The 17,741-nt window shown below is 71.7% G+C and carries 13 protein-coding genes; 3 read left to right on the forward strand and 10 right to left on the reverse strand.

Going from position 1 to position 17,741, the window contains the following annotated elements; all coding sequences use genetic code 11:
* Positions 1-76: 76 nt before the first annotated feature.
* From pyk to pta, 3 genes are all read right to left on the reverse strand, one after another.
* Positions 77-1,507, reverse strand: a complete 1,431-nt coding sequence (pyk, locus tag DDJ31_RS26280) for a pyruvate kinase (protein ID WP_127177912.1) — start codon at positions 1,505-1,507, stop codon at positions 77-79.
* 73 nt (positions 1,508-1,580) lie between these two features.
* Entirely contained in the window at positions 1,581-2,789 is a 1,209-nt protein-coding gene (locus DDJ31_RS26285) for an acetate kinase (RefSeq protein ID WP_127177911.1), read from the reverse strand.
* Positions 2,786-4,903, reverse strand: a complete 2,118-nt coding sequence (pta, locus tag DDJ31_RS26290; RefSeq protein ID WP_127177910.1) for a phosphate acetyltransferase — start codon at positions 4,901-4,903, stop codon at positions 2,786-2,788. The genes DDJ31_RS26285 and pta overlap by 4 nt, the downstream gene beginning before the upstream one ends.
* Before the next feature lie 267 nt (positions 4,904-5,170).
* On the opposite strand from pta, the gene DDJ31_RS26295 reads away from it, so the two are divergent.
* A complete protein-coding gene (locus tag DDJ31_RS26295; RefSeq protein ID WP_127177909.1) occupies positions 5,171-6,196 on the forward strand; it encodes an ATP-dependent 6-phosphofructokinase in 1,026 nt (341 codons plus the stop codon).
* 153 nt (positions 6,197-6,349) lie between these two features.
* On the opposite strand, the gene DDJ31_RS26300 is transcribed toward DDJ31_RS26295, so the two are convergent.
* The 6 genes from DDJ31_RS26300 to DDJ31_RS26325 form a co-directional block, all read right to left on the reverse strand.
* Complete coding sequence (locus DDJ31_RS26300) at positions 6,350-7,069, reverse strand: helix-turn-helix domain-containing protein (protein ID WP_127177908.1); 720 nt, start codon at positions 7,067-7,069, stop codon at positions 6,350-6,352.
* Positions 7,070-7,166: 97 nt separating this feature from the next.
* Positions 7,167-8,006, reverse strand: a complete 840-nt coding sequence (locus DDJ31_RS26305; protein WP_127177907.1) for a carbohydrate ABC transporter permease — start codon at positions 8,004-8,006, stop codon at positions 7,167-7,169.
* 5 nt (positions 8,007-8,011) lie between these two features.
* Positions 8,012-8,887 (reverse strand): carbohydrate ABC transporter permease, encoded by an 876-nt coding sequence (locus tag DDJ31_RS26310; RefSeq protein ID WP_127177906.1) that lies wholly within the window; start codon positions 8,885-8,887, stop codon positions 8,012-8,014.
* Positions 8,884-10,263, reverse strand: a complete 1,380-nt coding sequence (locus tag DDJ31_RS26315; RefSeq protein WP_127177905.1) for an extracellular solute-binding protein — start codon at positions 10,261-10,263, stop codon at positions 8,884-8,886. The genes DDJ31_RS26310 and DDJ31_RS26315 overlap by 4 nt, the downstream gene beginning before the upstream one ends.
* Before the next feature lie 586 nt (positions 10,264-10,849).
* Positions 10,850-11,551, reverse strand: a complete 702-nt coding sequence (locus DDJ31_RS26320) for a response regulator (RefSeq protein WP_127177904.1) — start codon at positions 11,549-11,551, stop codon at positions 10,850-10,852.
* Positions 11,548-13,224: a sensor histidine kinase gene (locus DDJ31_RS26325; RefSeq protein ID WP_127177903.1), complete on the reverse strand. Its 1,677-nt coding sequence runs from the start codon at positions 13,222-13,224 to the stop codon at positions 11,548-11,550. Before DDJ31_RS26325 ends, DDJ31_RS26320 begins: the two co-directional genes overlap by 4 nt.
* 196 nt (positions 13,225-13,420) lie before the next feature.
* Between DDJ31_RS26325 and DDJ31_RS26330 the strand changes: the two genes are divergently transcribed.
* Entirely contained in the window at positions 13,421-14,812 is a 1,392-nt protein-coding gene (locus tag DDJ31_RS26330) for a cation:dicarboxylate symporter family transporter (RefSeq protein ID WP_127177902.1), read from the forward strand.
* Between the two features lie 282 nt (positions 14,813-15,094).
* Here the strand turns inward: DDJ31_RS26330 and DDJ31_RS26335 are convergent, their stop codons facing one another.
* The gene (locus DDJ31_RS26335) at positions 15,095-15,712 is read right to left on the reverse strand and encodes a TetR/AcrR family transcriptional regulator (RefSeq protein WP_127177901.1); all 618 of its coding nucleotides are present in this window, start codon (positions 15,710-15,712) and stop codon (positions 15,095-15,097) included.
* Positions 15,713-15,850: 138 nt separating this feature from the next.
* Here DDJ31_RS26335 and DDJ31_RS26340 point away from each other — a divergent pair, with 138 nt between their 5' ends.
* Complete coding sequence (locus tag DDJ31_RS26340; protein ID WP_127177900.1) at positions 15,851-17,626, forward strand: DHA2 family efflux MFS transporter permease subunit; 1,776 nt, start codon at positions 15,851-15,853, stop codon at positions 17,624-17,626.
* The last annotated feature ends 115 nt before the right edge of the window (positions 17,627-17,741 follow it).

Consider the following 17,741-nt stretch of genomic DNA (forward strand, 5'->3'; position numbering starts at 1 on the left):
GGAGCCGCACAGGCTGAGGGCGCCCACCCGTCCGCGGGGGGCGCCCTCAGTGCGTTCGACGGCGGTGCGGGGACCGTCAGTCGGTGTCTCCGCCGCCCAGGTGGTGGACCCGGACCATGTTGGTGGTGCCGGGGACGCCGGGAGGGGAGCCGGCCGTGATGATGACCGTCTCGCCCGGCGTGAAGCGGTTGAGCTTGACGATCTCCTGGTCCACCAGGTCGACCATCTCGTCGGTGCTGTTCACGAACGGGACGACGTGCGACTCCACGCCCCAGCTGAGCGAGAGCTGGTTGCGGGTGTTCTCGTCCGTGGTGAACGCGATGATCGGCTGCGCGGCGCGGTAGCGGGAGAGCCGGCGGGCCGTGTCACCCGACTGCGTGAAGGCCACCAGGCCGCGGGCGCCGAGGAAGTCCGCGATCTCGCACGCGGCCCGCGCGACCGAACCGCCCTGGGTGCGCGGCTTCTTGCCGGGGACCAGCGGCTGGAGGCCCTTGCTGAGCAGCTCCTCCTCGGCCGCCGTGACGATCTTCGACATCGTCTTGACCGTCTCGACCGGGTAGGCGCCGACCGAGGACTCCGCCGACAGCATGACCGCGTCCGCGCCGTCCAGGATCGCGTTGGCCACGTCGGAGGCCTCGGCGCGGGTCGGACGCGAGTTGGTGATCATCGACTCCATCATCTGGGTCGCCACGATCACCGGCTTGGCGTTGCGCCGGCACAGCTCGATCAGCCGCTTCTGCACCATGGGGACCCGCTCGAGCGGGTACTCGACGGCGAGGTCGCCGCGGGCGACCATCACACCGTCGAACGCCATCACGACGTCCTCCATGTTCTCGACCGCCTGCGGCTTCTCCACCTTGGCGATGACGGGGACCCGGCGGCCCTCGCCGTCCATCACCTTGTGGACGTCCGCCACGTCGCTCGCGTCCCGCACGAAGGAGAGGGCGACCAGGTCGCAGCCCATGCGCAGCGCGAACCGCAGGTCCTCGACGTCCTTCTCGGAGAGCGCCGGCACGTTGACGGCCGCGCCGGGCAGGTTGATGCCCTTGTGGTCGGAGACGACACCGCCCTCGATGACGATCGTCTTGACCCGGGGGCCGTCGATGTCGACGACCTTCAGCTCGACGTTGCCGTCGTTGATCAGCACCTGGTCGCCGCGCGAGACGTCGGCGGGCAGGCCCTTGTAGGTCGTGCCGCAGATGTGCTTGTCGCCGGGGACGTCCTCGGTGGTGATGACGAACTCGTCACCGCGCTCCAGCTCGACCGGGCCCTCGGCGAAGGTCTCCAGGCGGATCTTCGGCCCCTGGAGGTCGGCGAGGACACCGATGGCCCGGCCGGTCTCCTTGGCCGCGGCGCGGACGCGGTCGTACCGCGCCTGGTGCTCGGCGTGGCTGCCGTGGCTGAAGTTGAACCGGGCCACGTTCATTCCGGCCTCGATCATCGAGACCAGCATTTCGTGGGAGTCGACCGCGGGGCCGAGAGTACAGACGATTTTCGAACGGCGCATGGGGCGATCCTATCGGTTTGTTTCGCTACGGAATATTCCGTCTGGCGGAAGATACAAATGGGCGCGCGTGCGCTCAGTTGCTGTTTTCGACCAGTGCGTAGGTCTGCGTCGCGATTTCCAGTTCTTCGTCGGTCGGCACCACCGCGACCTTGACCCGGGCGTCCGCCGGCGAGATCAGCCGCGGCGCGTCGCCGCGCACCGTGTTCAGCGCGTCGTCCACCGCGAGGCCCAGGGTCTCCAGGCCGGCGACGGCCGCCGCGCGGACCGGCGCCGCGTTCTCGCCGACTCCGGCCGTGAACGCGATCGCGTCCACCGTACCGAGTACGGCGTAATAGGCACCGATGTACTTCTTGAGCCGGTGAATGTAGATCTCGAAGGCGAGGGTGGCCGCCTCGTCCCCCTCGTCGACCCGGCGCCGAATCTCCCGCATGTCGTTGTCGCCGCAGAGTCCGACCAGACCACTCCGCTTGTTGAGAAGAGTGTCGATTTCGTCGATGGACATTTTGCCAACCCGCGCCAAATGGAAGATGACGGCCGGATCGATGTCCCCGGAGCGGGTGCCCATCACCAGCCCCTCCAGCGGGGTGAGCCCCATCGAGGTGTCCACGCACCGCCCGCCCCGCACGGCCGACGCCGACGCGCCGTTGCCGAGGTGCAGCACGATGACGTTGACGTCCTCGGGCGCCTTCCCGAGCAGCCGCGCGGTGGCGCGGGACACGTACGCGTGCGAGGTGCCGTGGAAGCCGTAGCGCCGGATCCGGTGCTCGTCGGCGGTCCGCACGTCGATCGCGTACCGCGCGGCCGACTCCGGCATCGTGGTGTGGAACGCGGTGTCGAAGACGGCGACCTGCGGCAGGTCGGGGCGCAGCGCCCGCGCGGTGCGGATGCCGGTGAGGTTGGCCGGGTTGTGCAGCGGCGCCACCGGGATCAGCCGCTCGATCTCGGCGAGCACGGCGTCGTCGACCACGGTCGGCTCGGTGAACAGCTTGCCGCCGTGCACCACCCGGTGCCCGATCGCGGCCAGCTCGGGGGAGTCGAGGCCGAGGCCGTCCGCGGCCAGCTCCTCGGCGACCGTCTTCAGGGCCGCCGCGTGGTCGGCGATCGGCTCGGTGCGCTCCCGGACGGTGCCGCCGGACCGCGGGGTGTGCCGCAGCCGCGAGGTGCGCTCGCCGATCCGCTCCACCAGGCCCGTCGCGAGCCTGGCCCGGTCGCGCATGTCGAGCAGCTGGTACTTCAGCGACGAGGAGCCGGAGTTGAGGACGAGGACGCGGGTCGGGCTCACGGGGCGGTCGCCTTCTCGGTGGGGTTGTGGGCCGGGGCGGCCGGGTTCGGGTTCTGGGCCTGGACGGCCGTGATCGCGACGGTGTTCACGATGTCCTGGACGAGAGCGCCCCTGGACAGGTCGTTGACCGGCTTGCGCAGGCCCTGGAGGACCGGCCCGACGGCTATCGCGCCGGCCGACCGCTGCACGGCCTTGTAGGTGTTGTTGCCGGTGTTGAGGTCGGGGAAGATCAACACGCTGGCCTGGCCCGCGACTTCGGAGCCGGGCAGCTTGGTCGCCGCGACCGACGGCTCGACGGCCGCGTCGTACTGGATCGGCCCCTCGATCCGCAGGTCGGGCCGCCGGGAGCGGACCAGCGCGGTCGCCTCGCGGACCTTGTCGACGTCGGCGCCCGACCCCGAGGTGCCGGTCGAGTAGGACAGCATCGCGATCCGCGGCTCCACCCCGAACTGCTCGGCGGTGGCCGCCGCCTGGATGGCGATGTCGGCCAACTGCTCGGCGTTCGGGTCCGGGTTCACCGCGCAGTCGCCGTAGACCAGGACCTTGTCGGCCAGGCACATGAAGAAGACCGAGGACACTATGGCGGCGTCCGGCTTGGTCTTGATGATCTCGAAGGCGGGCCTGATGGTCGCGGCCGTGGAGTGCACGGACCCGGAGACCATGCCGTCGGCCAGGCCCTCCTGCACCATCAGGGTGCCGAAGTAGTTGACGTCGGAGACGACGTCGTAGGCCAGCTCGACCGTGACGCCCTTGTGGGCGCGCAGCGCCGCGTACTTCTCGGCGAAGGAGTCGCGCAGCCCGCTGGTGGCCGGGTCGATCAACTGGCTGTCGCCCAGGTCGATGCCGAGGTCGGCGGCGGTCTTGCGGATGCGGTCGACGGGGCCGAGCAGCGTGAGGTCGCAGACCCCGCGGCGCAGCAGCACCTCGGCGGCGTGCAGGACGCGCTCCTCGGTGCCCTCGGGCAGCACCACCCGGCGCCGGTCGGAACGGGCCTGCTCCAGCAGCTTGTGCTCGAACATCATCGGGGTGACCCGGTCGGTGCTCGGCGCGGAGACCCGCTCCAGCAGCTCGTTGGTGTCGACGTACCGCTCGAAGAGGCCGAGCGCGGTCTCCGCCTTGCGGGGCGTGGCCGCGTTCAACTTCCCTTCCAGGGAGAAGAGTTCTGTGGCGGTGACGAAGCTGTTGCCGGGTGCGGAGAGCACCGGGGTGCCGGGCGCGAGGCGGGCGGCGAGGGTGAGGACGCCGTCGCTCGGCACCTCGCCCAGGGTGAGCAGCACCCCGGCGATCGGCGGGGTGCCCGCGCTGTGCGCGGCCAGCGAGCCGACGACCAGGTCGGCGCGGTCGCCCGGGGTGACGACCAGGCAGCCAGGGGTCAGGGCGCTCAGGAAGTTCGGCAGCATGGCCCCGCCGAAGACGAAGTCCAGGGCGTCCCTGGCGAGCCCGGAGTCGTCGCCGAGCACCACCTTCGCGCCGAGCGCCTGGCCGATCTGGGAGACGGTCGGGGCGGCGAGCGCGGGGTCGTCGGGCACCACGTAGCAGGGCACCGGGGGCTTGGCGGTGAGCAGCCCGGCGATCTCGTCGCGGTCCTCGCGGGCGACCCGGTTGGTCACCATGGCGATGACGTCGCAGCCGAGTCCCGCGTAGGCGCGGTAGGCGTTGTGGGTCTCGGCGCGCACCGACTCGGCGCTCTGGCCGCGGCCGCCGACCACCGGGATGACGGACGCCCCGAACTCGTTGGCGAGCCTGGCGTTGAGGGAGAGTTCGTCGGGCAGCTGGGTGTCGGCGAAGTCGGTGCCGAGGACCAGGACGACGTCGTACTCGCGCGCCACCACGTGGAACCGGTCGACCATGGTGGCGACCAGTTCGTCGCTGCCGCGCTCGGCCTGGAGGACGGACGCCTCCTGGTAGTCCATGCCGTAGACGGTGGCCGGGTCCTGCGAGAGCCGGTAGCGGGCGCGCAGCAGCTCGAAGAGGCGGTCGGGGCTGTGATGGACGAGCGGCCTGAAGACGCCGACCCGGTCGACCTGCCGGGTCAGCAGCTCCATCACCCCCAGCTCGACCACCTGGCGGCCGTCGCCGCGGTCGATGCCGGTCACGTACACGCTGCGGGTCACGCGTGCTCTCCGTTTCGTCTGTCGGTGGCCTGAGTGTGACGGGCCGCTCCGCCCGGGTGACACCCGTACGAAAATCACCCACCAAGGTGAGTGGAACCCTCTTGACAATACCCCGTCCGGTGGATAAGGCGCCCGTCAAGTCGAGGGGAGCCGGTGCGCTTCGGGGCGGCCCGATCCGGGCAATTCTGGACGTAGAAGACATCGTTCCCCGGCATGAAAGAATCGACCAGGCCCAAGGGACCGACAGCGAGCAGGAGACACAGCACGATGCGCATCGGAGTTCTCACCGCAGGCGGCGACTGCCCCGGCCTGAACGCCGTGATCCGTTCGGTCGTCCACCGGGCGGTCACGACCTACGGCGACGAGGTGATCGGCTTCGAGGACGGGTACGCGGGGCTGCTCGACGGCCACTTCCGCACCCTCGACCTCGACGCCGTCAGCGGCATCCTCGCCCGTGGCGGCACCATCCTCGGCTCCTCACGGCTGGAGCGCGACCGGCTGCGCGAGGCGTGCGAGACCGCCGCGGACATCGCCCGCGACTTCGGGATCGACGCCCTCATCCCGATCGGCGGCGAGGGCACCCTCACCGCCGCCCGGATGCTGAGCGACGCGGGGCTGCCCGTGGTGGGCGTACCCAAGACGATCGACAACGACATCTCCTCCACCGACCGCACCTTCGGCTTCGACACCGCCGTCGGCGTCGCGACCGAGGCGATGGACCGGCTCAAGACCACCGCCGAATCCCACCAACGAGTGATGGTCGTCGAGGTCATGGGCCGCCACGCGGGCTGGATCGCCCTGGAGTCCGGGATGGCCGCGGGCGCCCACGGCATCTGCCTGCCCGAGCGGCCCTTCGACCCGGCCGACCTGGTCAAGATGGTCGAGGAGCGCTTCGCGCGCGGCAAGCGGTTCGCCGTCATCTGCGTCGCCGAGGGCGCCCACCCCGCCGACGGCACGATGGACTACGGCAAGGGCGCCATAGACCAGTTCGGCCACGAGCGCTTCCAGGGCATCGGCACCGCCCTCGCCTACGAGCTGGAGCGGCGCCTCGGCAAGGAGGCCAAGCCGGTCATCCTCGGCCATGTGCAGCGCGGCGGAGTCCCCACCGCGTACGACAGGGTGCTCGCCACCCGGTTCGGCTGGCAGGCCGTGGAGGCCGCGCACCGCGGCGAGTTCGGCCGGATGACCGCGCTGCGCGGCACCGACATCGTGATGGTGCCGCTCGCCCAGGCGGTGACCGAGCTGAAGACGGTCCCCGAGGACCGGATGTACGAGGCGGAGTCGGTCTTCTAGACCCGCGGCCCGCAGGGGAGCGGGGCCCGGTCCGCCGGGCCCCGGCTCACTTGCCCCCGGCGAGACCGGCCCTCAGCGGCACCGGCCCCCGGCGACACCGGCCCCAGTGGCACCGGCCCTCAGCGGCACCCGCCCCGGCGGCACCGCCCCCGGCTACTGGGCCCGGCCGGTGCGGCTCTCGATCGCCGTCCAGAAGTGGTCGAGGATGCGGTCCAGGAACTCCCGCCCGTAGTCGCCCCGTTGGGGTGCCTCGGCGGTCCGCTCCTGGTGCTCCCGGTACTCCTGGTGCAGCTCCTGGAGAGTCACCTCGACGAGCCGCCGGTCCAGGGACGTCAGCATCTTGCCCACCGGCCGCACGGACGCCTGCCAGCGCGTCGTCACGGCCTCCCGCAGCAGCTCGGCGAGTCTCCCGGCCCGCCCGGTGACGGTGAGCAGCACCGGCAGCGCCAGATCGAGCAGCTCCGCGAGGGCGGCGGCCTGCCGCTCGGTGCCGCGCCAGGTGCCGTGCTCCTCCATGTCGAGATAGACCGGCAGATCGATGCCGAGGGCGCGGGCCACGTCCTCGGGCGCGAGACCGCGGGCGACCCGATGGTCGCGCAACACCTGCGCCCGGCCCACGAGTTCGTCCGGTGAGCACCACAGCACGCTGGCGAGCGCGGTCAGTTCGCGGCCTGTGGGCCTGGTCGTCCCGCGCTCCCAGGCCGCGACCAGGTCCGCGGTGACGTACGGCATCCCGTACGAGGCCCGCAGACCGTAGGCCACATGCTCGGGCCGCATGCCGAGCGCGGCCCGCAGCCGCCGGGCGGCGAGGGCGTTGAACGGCGGGGACGACCGTTCCGGATTCTGGTTCGGGGTGATGGCGGGTCTTGGCACGGCCACACCCTAGGGCGGTGAAGACGCTGTGACCATGGCCCTTTCGGCCCGGAAAACCAGCCGGTCGCGGCCGTGCGGGCGGCGCGGGGCCGCCGTCTCACCCCTTGACCGCCCCGCCGAGCGCGAACCCGCCCCCGAGCCGCCGCGAGATCAGCAGGTAGAGAAGGATCACCGGCGTCGAGTAGACGACCGAGAACGCGGCCAACTGCCCGTACGCCACCATGCCCCGGTTGCCGAAGAACTCGTTGATACTCACGCTCGCCGGCATCTGGTCCGGGGTCAGCAGCAGCATGAACGGCACGAAGAAGTTGCCCCACATCATGACGAACGAGAAGACCGTCACCACCGAGACCCCCGGCCCCATCAGCGGCAGCACGATCCGGGCCAGCGACTGGAGCGTGGACGCCCCGTCGGTCCAGGCCGCCTCCTCCAGCTCCTTCGGGACGCCGTCCATGAAGTTCTTCATCAGCCAGATCGCGAAAGGGAGTTGGGACGCGGCGAAGAACAGGATCGTGCCGTGCACGGTGTCGATCAGATCGACCCGCACGAACAGCGCGTACACCGGCACCATGATCGCGGTGATCGGCAGGCTGGTCGCGAAGAGGATCGTCAGCAGGAACGGGCGGTTGAGGCGGGAGCGGAACCGGGAGAGCGGGTACGCGGCGAGGACCGCGCACACCACCGTCAGCAGGGTCGCGCCGCCGCACAGGATCAGGCTGTTGAGCAGCGGGGTGAAGGTGATCTCCGGGGTGAGGATCGCGTCGAAGTTGCCGAGCGTGAGCCCGTCGGGCGCCTTCACCCGCAGATCGGCGTGCGGGTCGACGGACGACAGCAGGACCCATGCCAGCGGCAGCGCGAAGGCGGCGGCGACCGCCAACAGGCCGGTGTCGGCGGCCAGTCGACGACCGCGGCGGCGCGAGGAGACGGTACCGGCCATGGGGCTCAGACCTCCGTGCGCAGCAGGCGCAGGTAGACGAGGGAGAACAGCGAGCCGACGACGAGCAGCAGCAGGGCCACCGCGGTGCCGTAGCCGATCATGCTGTTCTGGAAGGCCTGTTCGTACATGAACAGCGGCAGCGTCTGGCTCCTGCCGCCGGGGCCGCCCCGGGTCATCACCCAGATCAGCCCGAACACCGAGAGCGTCTGGAGGGTGTTGAGCATCAGGTTGGTGCCGATGGAGCGCCGGATCATCGGCAGCGTGATGTGCCACCACAGGCGCCGGCCGCGGGCGCCGTCGACCTCGGCGGCCTCCTCGATCTCGCCCGGTATCTCGTTCAGGGCGGCCGAGTAGACGAGCATCGAGAAGGCGGTGCCGCGCCACACGTTGGCGAACGACACGGCGAGGATCGGAAGGGTGAACAGCCAGTTCTGGGACGGCAGATGGAGCTGGTCGAGGAGGGCGTTCAGGGTGCCCTCGCGGCGGAAGAACGCGTACAGCAGGAACCCGGCGACGACTTCCGGCAGCACCCACGCCGTGATGACCACGCCACCGGTGAGCGTGCGCACCGGCTTCGAGGCCCGCCGCATCAGCGCGGCCAGCGCGAGACCCAGGGTGTTCTGCCCCAGCAGCGACGACACCACGGTGAACACCAGGGTCAGCCAGACCGCGTTCAGGAACTCCTCGTCCCCGAAGGCCCTGCGGAAGTTGGCGAGGCCCACGAAGGACGCGTGGGCCTGCCCGGTGAGCTGGAGGTCGGTGAACGCGATGAAGGCGCAGTAGCCGATCGGTCCCGCGAGGAAGAGCAGCAGCAGGACGACGGCGGGGGAGAGCGGCAGGGCGCGGCCGAGTGAACGCAGGCGGCGGGCACCGCCGTTCACCGGCGCACGACCTGGTTGCCGGTGGCGTCCTTCAGCGCGTCGTCGTAGCCGCTCGCCGCCTTCGCCACCGACAGGTCACCCGTCGTCACACCCTCCATCGCCTCCTGGATCGCGGTGGACACCCTCGGGTACGCCGGGTACGCGGGCCGGTAGTGGGTGCTGGCCACCAGGTCGGTGAAGAAGGCGATGCCGGGCTGCGCCTTCACATAGGCGGGGTCGGCGGCGACGTCCTCGCGGACGGCGATGCCCGAGTTGGCGATGTACCACTTCCGGGCGTTCGCCCTGCTCTGCAGGGTGGTGATGAAGTCGAAGGCCAGGTCGGGGTTGTGGGCCTTGGCGGGGATCGCCCAGGTCCAGCCGCCCGACATGCTGACCCTGCCGGGCGCCTGGCCCCGCTGGGTGGGCATGGCGGCCAGTCCGAGCCGGGTCGACCACTGCGGCCAGGCGTGTCCCGCGCCCGCCTGCCAGTCCTGCGGCAGCCACGAGCCGTCCAGGTCGATGGCGAGCTTGCCCTTGGGCAGCAGGTCGCCCCGCACGATCGTCTGGATGTTGGGGTCGAGGGCGGTCGCGACGTCGGGTCCGAGCTTCTCCCGGTAGACGGTCTCGACGAACGTCAGGGCGTCCTTGAAGCCCTGGCTGCCCGCGATCCACTTCTTCGACGCCGTGTCGTAGAGCGGATCGGCGCGGCCGTCGCCGGTGCCGTACAGCAGCATCTCGAAGCTCTGCATGGTGGCGGCCTCACCGGCGGGCTTGCCGGTGTAGACGTTGAGCGGGGTGACGCCGGGGACCTTCTCCTTGACCGTGCGGGCGGCGTCGAGGACGTCCTCCCAGGTCTTCGGGTGCCACTCGGCCGGCAGGCCCGCCTTCGCGAACAGCGCTTTGTCGTACCAGAGGCCCCGGGTGTCGGTGCCGTCCGGGACGCCGTACGTCCTGCCGTCCTCGGCGCGCGCCGCCGTCTTCGCGGTCGGGATGAACTTCCGCCAGTCGGGCCACTTCGCGAGATAGCCGTCCAGCGGCTTCAAGTACCCGCTGGTGATGTCCGAGTTGATGAGGAAGGTGTCCTCGTAGACCAGGTCGGGCGCGGTCTTGGGGGAGCGGAGCATCTGCTGGAGCTTGGTGTAGTACTCCGAGTCGGGCGCCTTGATCGGGACGAGGTCGACCTTCTTGCCGGGGTACTTCTTCTCGAACTGCCGCTTGACGTCCGCGAGATAGGCGTCCATCACATGGACCGAGTTGTCGGTGGACTGCTTGAAGGAGACCTTCACGGTGTCCGGGTCGCTGCCGGACCCGCCGCAGGCGGTGAGGGCACCGGCGGCCACGGCGAGCGCGAGCAGGGCGGTCAGGCGGGGGCGGGCGGCGGTGGGGCGCACGGGCACGACCTCCTACGGGCCGGACATCGTTGTCGGCCCAGACGGTTGCCCGGTGAAGGTAGGAGGAGTGGTCCGCGGAGGTCAATGCGTCGGCGGGGTTTGTCTTGCCGGCGACCGGGGGAGGCGGCCGAGCCGGTCCTTACGGACGCCGTATCCCTCCGTGCGCCGGGTCGCCCACGCGGGCGGGCACCGGGAAGGGCCCTGGCCGGGCGGGCACCGGGAAGGGCCCCGGCCGGGCGGACGTCGGGATAGGGCCTCCGGCCGGGCGGACGTCGGGACGCGAGTCCTCGTCTGCGGACGGGTAGCGGGGCGCGGGTCCTGCGGGCAGGCATCCGGGCGCGGGTCACGCCTGCGGGCGGCCGTCCGGACGCGGATCCCCCTCCGCGTCCCGCGCACCTCCGCGTCCCGCGCACCTCCGCGTCCCCCCGCACCCCCGCGTCCGCCCGCCCCCGCGTCCCCGCACCTCCGCGTCCGTCCGCGCCCGAGTCCGCGCACCCCCGCGTCCGCCCGCCCCCGCGTCCCCGCACCTCCGTGTCCGTCCGCGCCCGAGTCCGCGCACCCCCGCGTCCGTCCGCTCCCCCGCGTCCGCGGCTCATCTCCCCGGCGTTCCGCCGCCCCGGCCCCAGCGGTAGACCAGTTCAGGGCGGCCCACCTGGCCGTACAGCGGGCTGCGGCCGGCGCGGCCCGTCTCCACCAGGTGTTCCAGGTAGCGGCGCGCGGTGATCCGGGAGATGCCCACCGCCTCCGCGACGCCCGCCGCCGTGAGCCCCTCCCCGGCGTCCCGCAGCGCCCCGGTGACCCGCTCGAGTGTCGGCCCGCTCAGCCCTTTGGGCAGCGCGGCCGGGCCCGGTGCCCGCAGGGTCGCCAGCGCCCGGTCCACCTCGTCCTGCCCGCTCGCCTCGCCCGCCGCCGCGTTGAACTCCGCGTACCGGACGAGACGGTCCCGCAGCGTCGCGAAAGTGAACGGTTTGAGGACGTACTGCACCACCCCGAGCGACACCCCCTCGCGGACCACGGCCAGATCCCGCGCCGATGTCACCGCGATCACGTCCGCGTGGTGCCCGGCCGCCCGCAGCGACCTGGCCAGCTGTAGACCGTGCACGTCCGGCAGATGCAGATCGAGCAGGAGCAGGTCCACGCCGGTGCGTTCGAGGAGCCGCCTGGCCTCGGCGCCGGTGTGCGCCTTGCCGACGGCGGTGAACCCCGGCACCCGGTTGACGTAGAGGACATGCGCGTCCGCGGCCACCGGATCGTCCTCGACGATGAGGACGCGGATGAGCGGGGCCTGCGTCACGCTTTGCCTCCGGAAACGATGTCCGTGCGATTCCCGCGGTCCGTCGCGGAGTCCCGCGCGGCCGTGGCTTCCGTGGTGCCGAGCGGCAGCCGCACCTCGAACTCCGCGCCGCCGCCGTCCGCCCCGGTCACCGAGAGCGTCCCCTCATGCCGGTGCACCGCCTGTCGTACCAGCGCGAGACCCAGACCGCGCCCACCGGGTCCCGACGGCTTGGTGGAGAACCCGCGCTGGAAGACCCGCTCGGCATGGTCCGGGTCCACCCCGGCCCCGGTGTCCGCCACCCGCAGCAGCAGCTCCGCCGCCTCGGTGCGCGCGGTCACCGTCACCCGTGACCCCACGCTGCCCTGCGCCGCGTCCACCGCGTTGTCGATCAGGTTGCCCAGGATGGTGACCAGGTCGCGGGCGGGCAGTGAGGGCGGCAGGAGCCCGTCGTCGAGTCCGCTGTCCTCGGAGACGACGAGTTCCACGCCCCGCTCGTTCGCCTGCGCCGTCTTGCCGAGCAGCAGCGCGGCCAGCACCGGTTCGCTGACGGCGGCCACCACCTGGTCGGTGAGCGCCTGCGCCAGTTCGAGTTCGGCGGTGGCGAAGTCGACGGCCTCCTCGGCGCGGCCCAGCTCGATCAGCGAGACCACGGTGTGCAGCCGGTTCGCGGCCTCGTGCGCCTGCGAGCGCAGCGCCTGCGTGAAGCCGCGCTCCGAGTCCAACTCACCCATCAGAGACTGGAGTTCGGTGACGTCCCGGAGCGTGACGACGGTGCCCCGGTGTTCGCCGCCGGTGACCGGGGAGGTGTTGACCATCAGGACCCGGTCCGCCGTCAGATGCACCTCGTCCACCCGGGGCTCGGCGGAGAGCAGCGCGCCGGTGAAGGGGGACGGCAGCCCGAGGTCGGCCACCGAGGTGCCCACCACGTCCGCCTCCCGGGCGACGCCGAGCAGCTCCCGTCCGCCGTCGTTGATCAGCGCCACCCGGTACTGCCCGTCGAGCATCAGCAGCCCCTCGCGCACCGCGTGCAGGGCGGCCTGCTGGTAGTCGTGCATCCGGCTCAGCTGGGCCGCGCTCATGCCGTGGGTGTGCCGGCGCAGCCGGGCGTTGACGACGTAGGTGCCGGCACCGCCGAGCGCGAGGGCGCCGAGCGCGACGCCGAGCAGCCCGGTCAGCTGGCCGCGGACCCGTTCGCTGATCGCCTCGACCCTGATGCCCGCGCTGACCAGGCCGACGACCTGGCGGTCGGTGTCGCGGACCGGGGTGACGGCGCGGACGGAGGGGCCGAGGGTGCCGGTGTAGGTCTCGGTGAAGGAGTGGCCCGCGACGGCCCGGTCGATGTGGCCGAGGAAGCGCTGCCCTATCTGGTCCGGGTCGGGGTGGGTCCAGCGGATGCCCCCCGGGTTCATGATCGTGATGAAGTCGACGTCGGTGTCCCGCACGATCTGGAGCGCGTAGGGCTGGAGTTCCGCCGTCGGGTCGGGGGTGCGGATCGCGGAGTGCACGGACGGCGAGTCGGCGACCGAGCGGGCCACCGCCAGCGCCTGCCGGCCCGCGGCCTCCTGCGCCTGGCTCTGGTCGCTGATGTAGGTGAACAGCGCGCATCCGGCCACGACCACCGTGATCAGCACCGCCTGCATGGCGAACAGCTGCCCGGCGAGGCTGCGGGGGCGGGGGAGGCGGATGTTCATGTCGTCAGTGTGCCTCGCACGTTAAGCGTGAACTAAATGAACGGAAGGGTGACCGCCCTCACACGGCGGGAGATAGTCACCGCAATACGGATGCGGGACGACCGGTTCAGGCCACTGCTGGATCTCACGGTCTCCGCACCCATCCGGACGTGAGCCGCACGCCGGTCCCACCGACGAAGACGTCAAGGAGGCAGCCGTGACGACGTCGCCTACGGCACCTGCCGCACCCGCCGCCAAGCGGGACCGCACCCACTATCTGTACATCGCGGTGATCGTCGCGGTCGCCATCGGCATCGCCGTCGGTCTGGCCGCCCCGGACTTCGCCCAGGAGCTGAAGCCGATCGGCACCGGCTTCGTCAACCTGATCAAGATGATGATCTCGCCGATCATCTTCTGCACGATCGTGCTCGGCATCGGATCGGTCCGCAAGGCCGCCAAGGTCGGCGCGGTCGGCGGGATCGCGCTCGGCTACTTCCTGGTGATGTCCCTGGTGGCGCTCGGGATCGGCCTCGTGGTCGGCAACATCCTCGAGCCCGGCACCGGGCTGCACATCACCGAGGCGATCAAGGAGACCGGTCAGGCGCAGGTGGCGCCGGAGGCCAAGGACACCACGGACTTCCTGCTCGGGATCATCCCGACCACGATCGTCTCCGCCTTCACCCAGGGCGAGGTCCTCCAGACCCTGCTGATCGCGCTGCTGTGCGGCTTCGCGCTCCAGGCGATGGGCAGGACGGGACAGCCGATCCTGCGGGGCATCGAGCACATCCAGCGGCTCGTCTTCCGGGTCCTCGCCATGATCATGTGGGCCGCCCCGATCGGTGCCTTCGGCGCGATGGCCGCGGTGGTCGGCTCGGCCGGCGTGGACGCCCTCAAGGGTCTCGCGGTACTGATGCTCGGCTTCTACGTCACCTGTTTCCTCTTCACCTTCGTCGTGCTCGGCGCCCTGCTGCGGATCGTGGCCGGGGTCAACGTCCTCGCGCTGTTCAAGTACCTGGCCCGCGAGTTCCTGCTGATCCTGTCCACCTCGTCGTCGGAGTCCGCGCTGCCGCGGCTCATCGCGAAGATGGAGCACCTGGGCGTCAGCAAGCCGGTCGTCGGCATCACCGTCCCGACCGGCTACTCGTTCAACCTCGACGGCACCATGATCTACATGACCATGGCGTCGCTGTTCATCGCGGACGCGATGGGCACCCCGATGTCGATCGGCGAGCAGATCCCGCTGCTGCTGTTCCTGCTGGTCGCCTCGAAGGGCGCGGCCGGTGTCACCGGCGCGGGCCTCGCGACCCTGGCCGGCGGCCTCCAGTCGCACAAGCCCGCGCTGGTCGACGGCGTCGGCCTGATCGTCGGCATCGACCGCTTCATGAGCGAGGCGCGCGCCCTGACGAACTTCGCGGGCAACGCCGTCGCCACCGTCCTGGTCGGCACCTGGACCAAGGAGATCGACAAGGCGCGGGTCGACCTGGTGCTCGCGGGCGAGCTGCCGTTCGACGAGACGACCCTCCTGGACGAGCACGGCGAGGTGAAGGAGAGCGACACCGAGGCCCCCCGGCCCGACCAGGGCGGCGACAAGGAACTCGCCAAGGCCTGACGGTGTCCGAGACTCCGGGCGGCTGAGGTCACCCCCCGTCACTCAGCCGCCCGGTCCCACCGCCGTCGATCCACGACGCATGACGCGCGCGGCGGGGCACGCACGATGCGCGCGGCGGACGACGCACGACGCGCGCGGCGGACGCGGAGACCGGGGAAGACGCGGAGACCGGGGAAGACGCGGAGACCGGGGAAGACGCGGAGACCGGGGAAGTCGCCAGGACCGCAGAGAATCCGGAGACCGCGGCGCGCGGGAGAGCGGCGGTGCGCGGGAGGGCGGGGTTCAGCAGCTCAGCTTCGTCACCAGCGCGGTGGCGTCGGAGGCGGGTACGCCCGCCGTGGTCAGCAGGGTGACCGCGGCGGAGCGGCCCGCCTCCCGTGTTTCCAGGAGGCCGTCGTTGACGGCCTCCATCAGCGCGAGCAGCATCTGCTCGTGCACGTACGCCAGCGCGGGCGCGGGCAGCGGTGAGGTGAAGACGCCGTCGGCCAGCCCCTGCGCCAGCACCTCGGCGCAGGACGCGCGCACCGGGGCGAGCCGGTCGCGGATGCCCTGCACGGTGACGCTGCGCTGGGCGAGGGCGACCAGGATGCGGTAGCGGTCGGCGACCTCCCAGACGGCGAGGGTGGAGCGGACCACCGACTCGGCAGGGCCCTCGGCGGCCGCCCGCCCCTGCGCGTGCGCGGCGGCGACGGCCTCCACCGCGCCGTCGACGAGCGTCCCGATCAGCGCGTCCCGGCTGGGGAAGTGGCCGTACACCGTGCGCCTGACGACCCCCGCGGCGCGCGCGATCTGGTCCATCGAGGCGTCCGGGTCGTGCAGCAGCTCGGCGAGGGCGACGTCGAGGATCCGTCGGCGGTTGGCGTCGGCGCGGCTGCTGTTACCGGTGGTCATGAGAGCCATTCTGCCTGTCCCGACTCGACTTGCACAGTGCTGTGCAATCGACGTAGATTGCACATCGTTGTGCAATTACTCGGTGCCGCAGCGGACGTCCGGCGCCGGGACGTGCGGAGAAGTCTGTCGAGGAAGGCCACCCCTGCCATGCGACTCGTCGTGAACCAACCGGTCGAAAGGTCGGACCAGCCCTACGCCAGGCGCTGGTGGGCGCTGCTCGTCCTGTGCCTGAGTCTGCTGATCATCGTGATGGCGAACACCGCGCTCACCGTCGCGGCCCCCGACATGACCCAGGACCTCGGCCTGTCAAGCGCCGACCTCCAGTGGGTCATCGACGGCTACACCGTTCCGTACGCGGCGCTGATGCTGCTGCTCGGCGCGATAGGCGACAAGTACAGCCGGCGCGGCGCGCTCGTCCTCGGCCTGCTGGTGTTCGGCGGCGGCGCCGTCTTCGGCTCCCTCGCCGGCAGCGCGACGACGGTCATCGCGGCCCGCGCCGTGATGGGCGTGGGCGCCGCGCTGATCATGCCCGCGACGCTGTCGCTGCTCGCCGCGACCTTCCCGCGCGCCGAACGCGCCAAGGCCATCGTGCTGTGGACGGCCACCGCGGGGCTCGCCATCGCGGCCGGTCCGCTGGTCGCCGGCGCGCTCCTGGAGCGCCACGGCTGGGCGTCGACCTTCCTCATCAACGTGCCCGTCGCGGCCGTCGCCCTGATCGGCGCGTTCGTGCTCGTACCGCCGTCGAAGGCGGGCCACCACGACCGGATCGACTACGTCGGCGGACTGCTGTCGGTGGTCTGGATCGCCGCCCTGATCTACATGATCATCGAGGGCCCGCACTTCGGCTGGGGCGCCAAGGCGATCGGCGCCGCGGTCGTCGCGGGCCTCGGACTGCTCGCCTTCGTCCTGTGGGAGCTGCGCCACCCGCGCCCGGTGCTTGACGTCCGCCGGTTCGCCGACCGCCGCTTCGCCGGCTCCAACCTCGCCGTCGCCCTCTTCTTCCTGGCGGTCTTCGGCGCCTTCTACTACCTCACCCAGCACCTCCAGTTCGTCCTCGGCTACGACGCCTTCGAGACCGGCGTGCGGATGCTGCCGCTGGCCGGCGCGGTCTTCGTCGGCTCGGCCCTCACCGGCTACCTCACCCCGCGGGTCGGCATGAAGTGGACGGTCACCGCGGGCATGGTCGGCGGCACCGCCGCCCTCGCCCTGCTGGCCCGCGTCGACGCCGGCTCGACCTACGCCGACCTGGTCGCCCCGCTCGTCGTCCTCGGCCTCGCGATCGGACTGGCGCTCTCGCCCTGCACCGACGCGATCATGGGCGCCTTCCCCGAGTCCGAACTGGGCGTCGGCGGCGCCGTCAACGACACCTCGCTCGAGCTGGGCGGCTCGCTCGGCATCGCCATCCTCGGCTCCCTGCTGGCGACTTCGTACTCCGACCACCTCGCGGACGCCGCCGGGGGCACCAAGCTGCCCGCCGCCACGCTGGCCACCGCGCAGGACTCGGTGGGCGCGGGGTACGCGGTCGCGCAGGGCATGGGCGAGAAGGCGCGGGCCCTCGCCGGGCAGGCCGCGCGGGCCACCGACCCTGCGCAGGCTGCCCAGTTGAAGGAGCAGGCCACCCAACTCGCCCAGGGCGCGCACCGGGTGGCGGACGCGGTCGGCTCGTCCTTCTCCGACGCGGTCGCCCACACCAGCCTGATCGGCGCGGTGGTCCTTGGCCTCGGCACGATCCTGGTGGGTGTCTTGCTGCCGGGCAGGGGCCGCGCGACCGAGGGCGCGGACGAGCGCTCGACGACGGACGACGCGACGGACTCCGCGGACGCGACGGCGGACCCGGCGACGGCGGAGGACGGCGGCCAGGCAACGGCGTCGGACGCGTCGTCGCAGGCCGCGCGGCCGGACGCGAAGGTGACCGGGCGATAGGGCGACAGAGCGATAGGGCGATAGGGGATCGGGGACCAGGGGCCGGGCGCGCACGTCGGCGTCCGGTCCCCCTCGTGGGGCAGCGGCGCCGACCGGGCTGTTGCCCTGACGTCGG

It is taken from the genome of Streptomyces griseoviridis (genome assembly GCF_005222485.1).
GTDB lineage: Bacteria > Actinomycetota > Actinomycetes > Streptomycetales > Streptomycetaceae > Streptomyces > Streptomyces hintoniae.

What these genes read in the sequence shown, in the direction of transcription:
- pyk (WP_127177912.1), bottom strand. Translation starts at nt 1,507, where the DNA reads ATGCGCCGTTCGAAAATCGTCTGTACTCTCGGCCCCGCGGTCGACTCC.
- DDJ31_RS26295 (WP_127177909.1), top strand. Translation starts at nt 5,171, where the DNA reads ATGCGCATCGGAGTTCTCACCGCAGGCGGCGACTGCCCCGGCCTGAAC.
- DDJ31_RS26305 (WP_127177907.1), bottom strand. Translation starts at nt 8,006, where the DNA reads ATGGCCGGTACCGTCTCCTCGCGCCGCCGCGGTCGTCGACTGGCCGCC.
- DDJ31_RS26325 (WP_127177903.1), bottom strand. Translation starts at nt 13,224, where the DNA reads ATGAACATCCGCCTCCCCCGCCCCCGCAGCCTCGCCGGGCAGCTGTTC.
- DDJ31_RS26335 (WP_127177901.1), bottom strand. Translation starts at nt 15,712, where the DNA reads ATGGCTCTCATGACCACCGGTAACAGCAGCCGCGCCGACGCCAACCGC.
- DDJ31_RS26340 (WP_127177900.1), top strand. Translation starts at nt 15,851, where the DNA reads ATGCGACTCGTCGTGAACCAACCGGTCGAAAGGTCGGACCAGCCCTAC.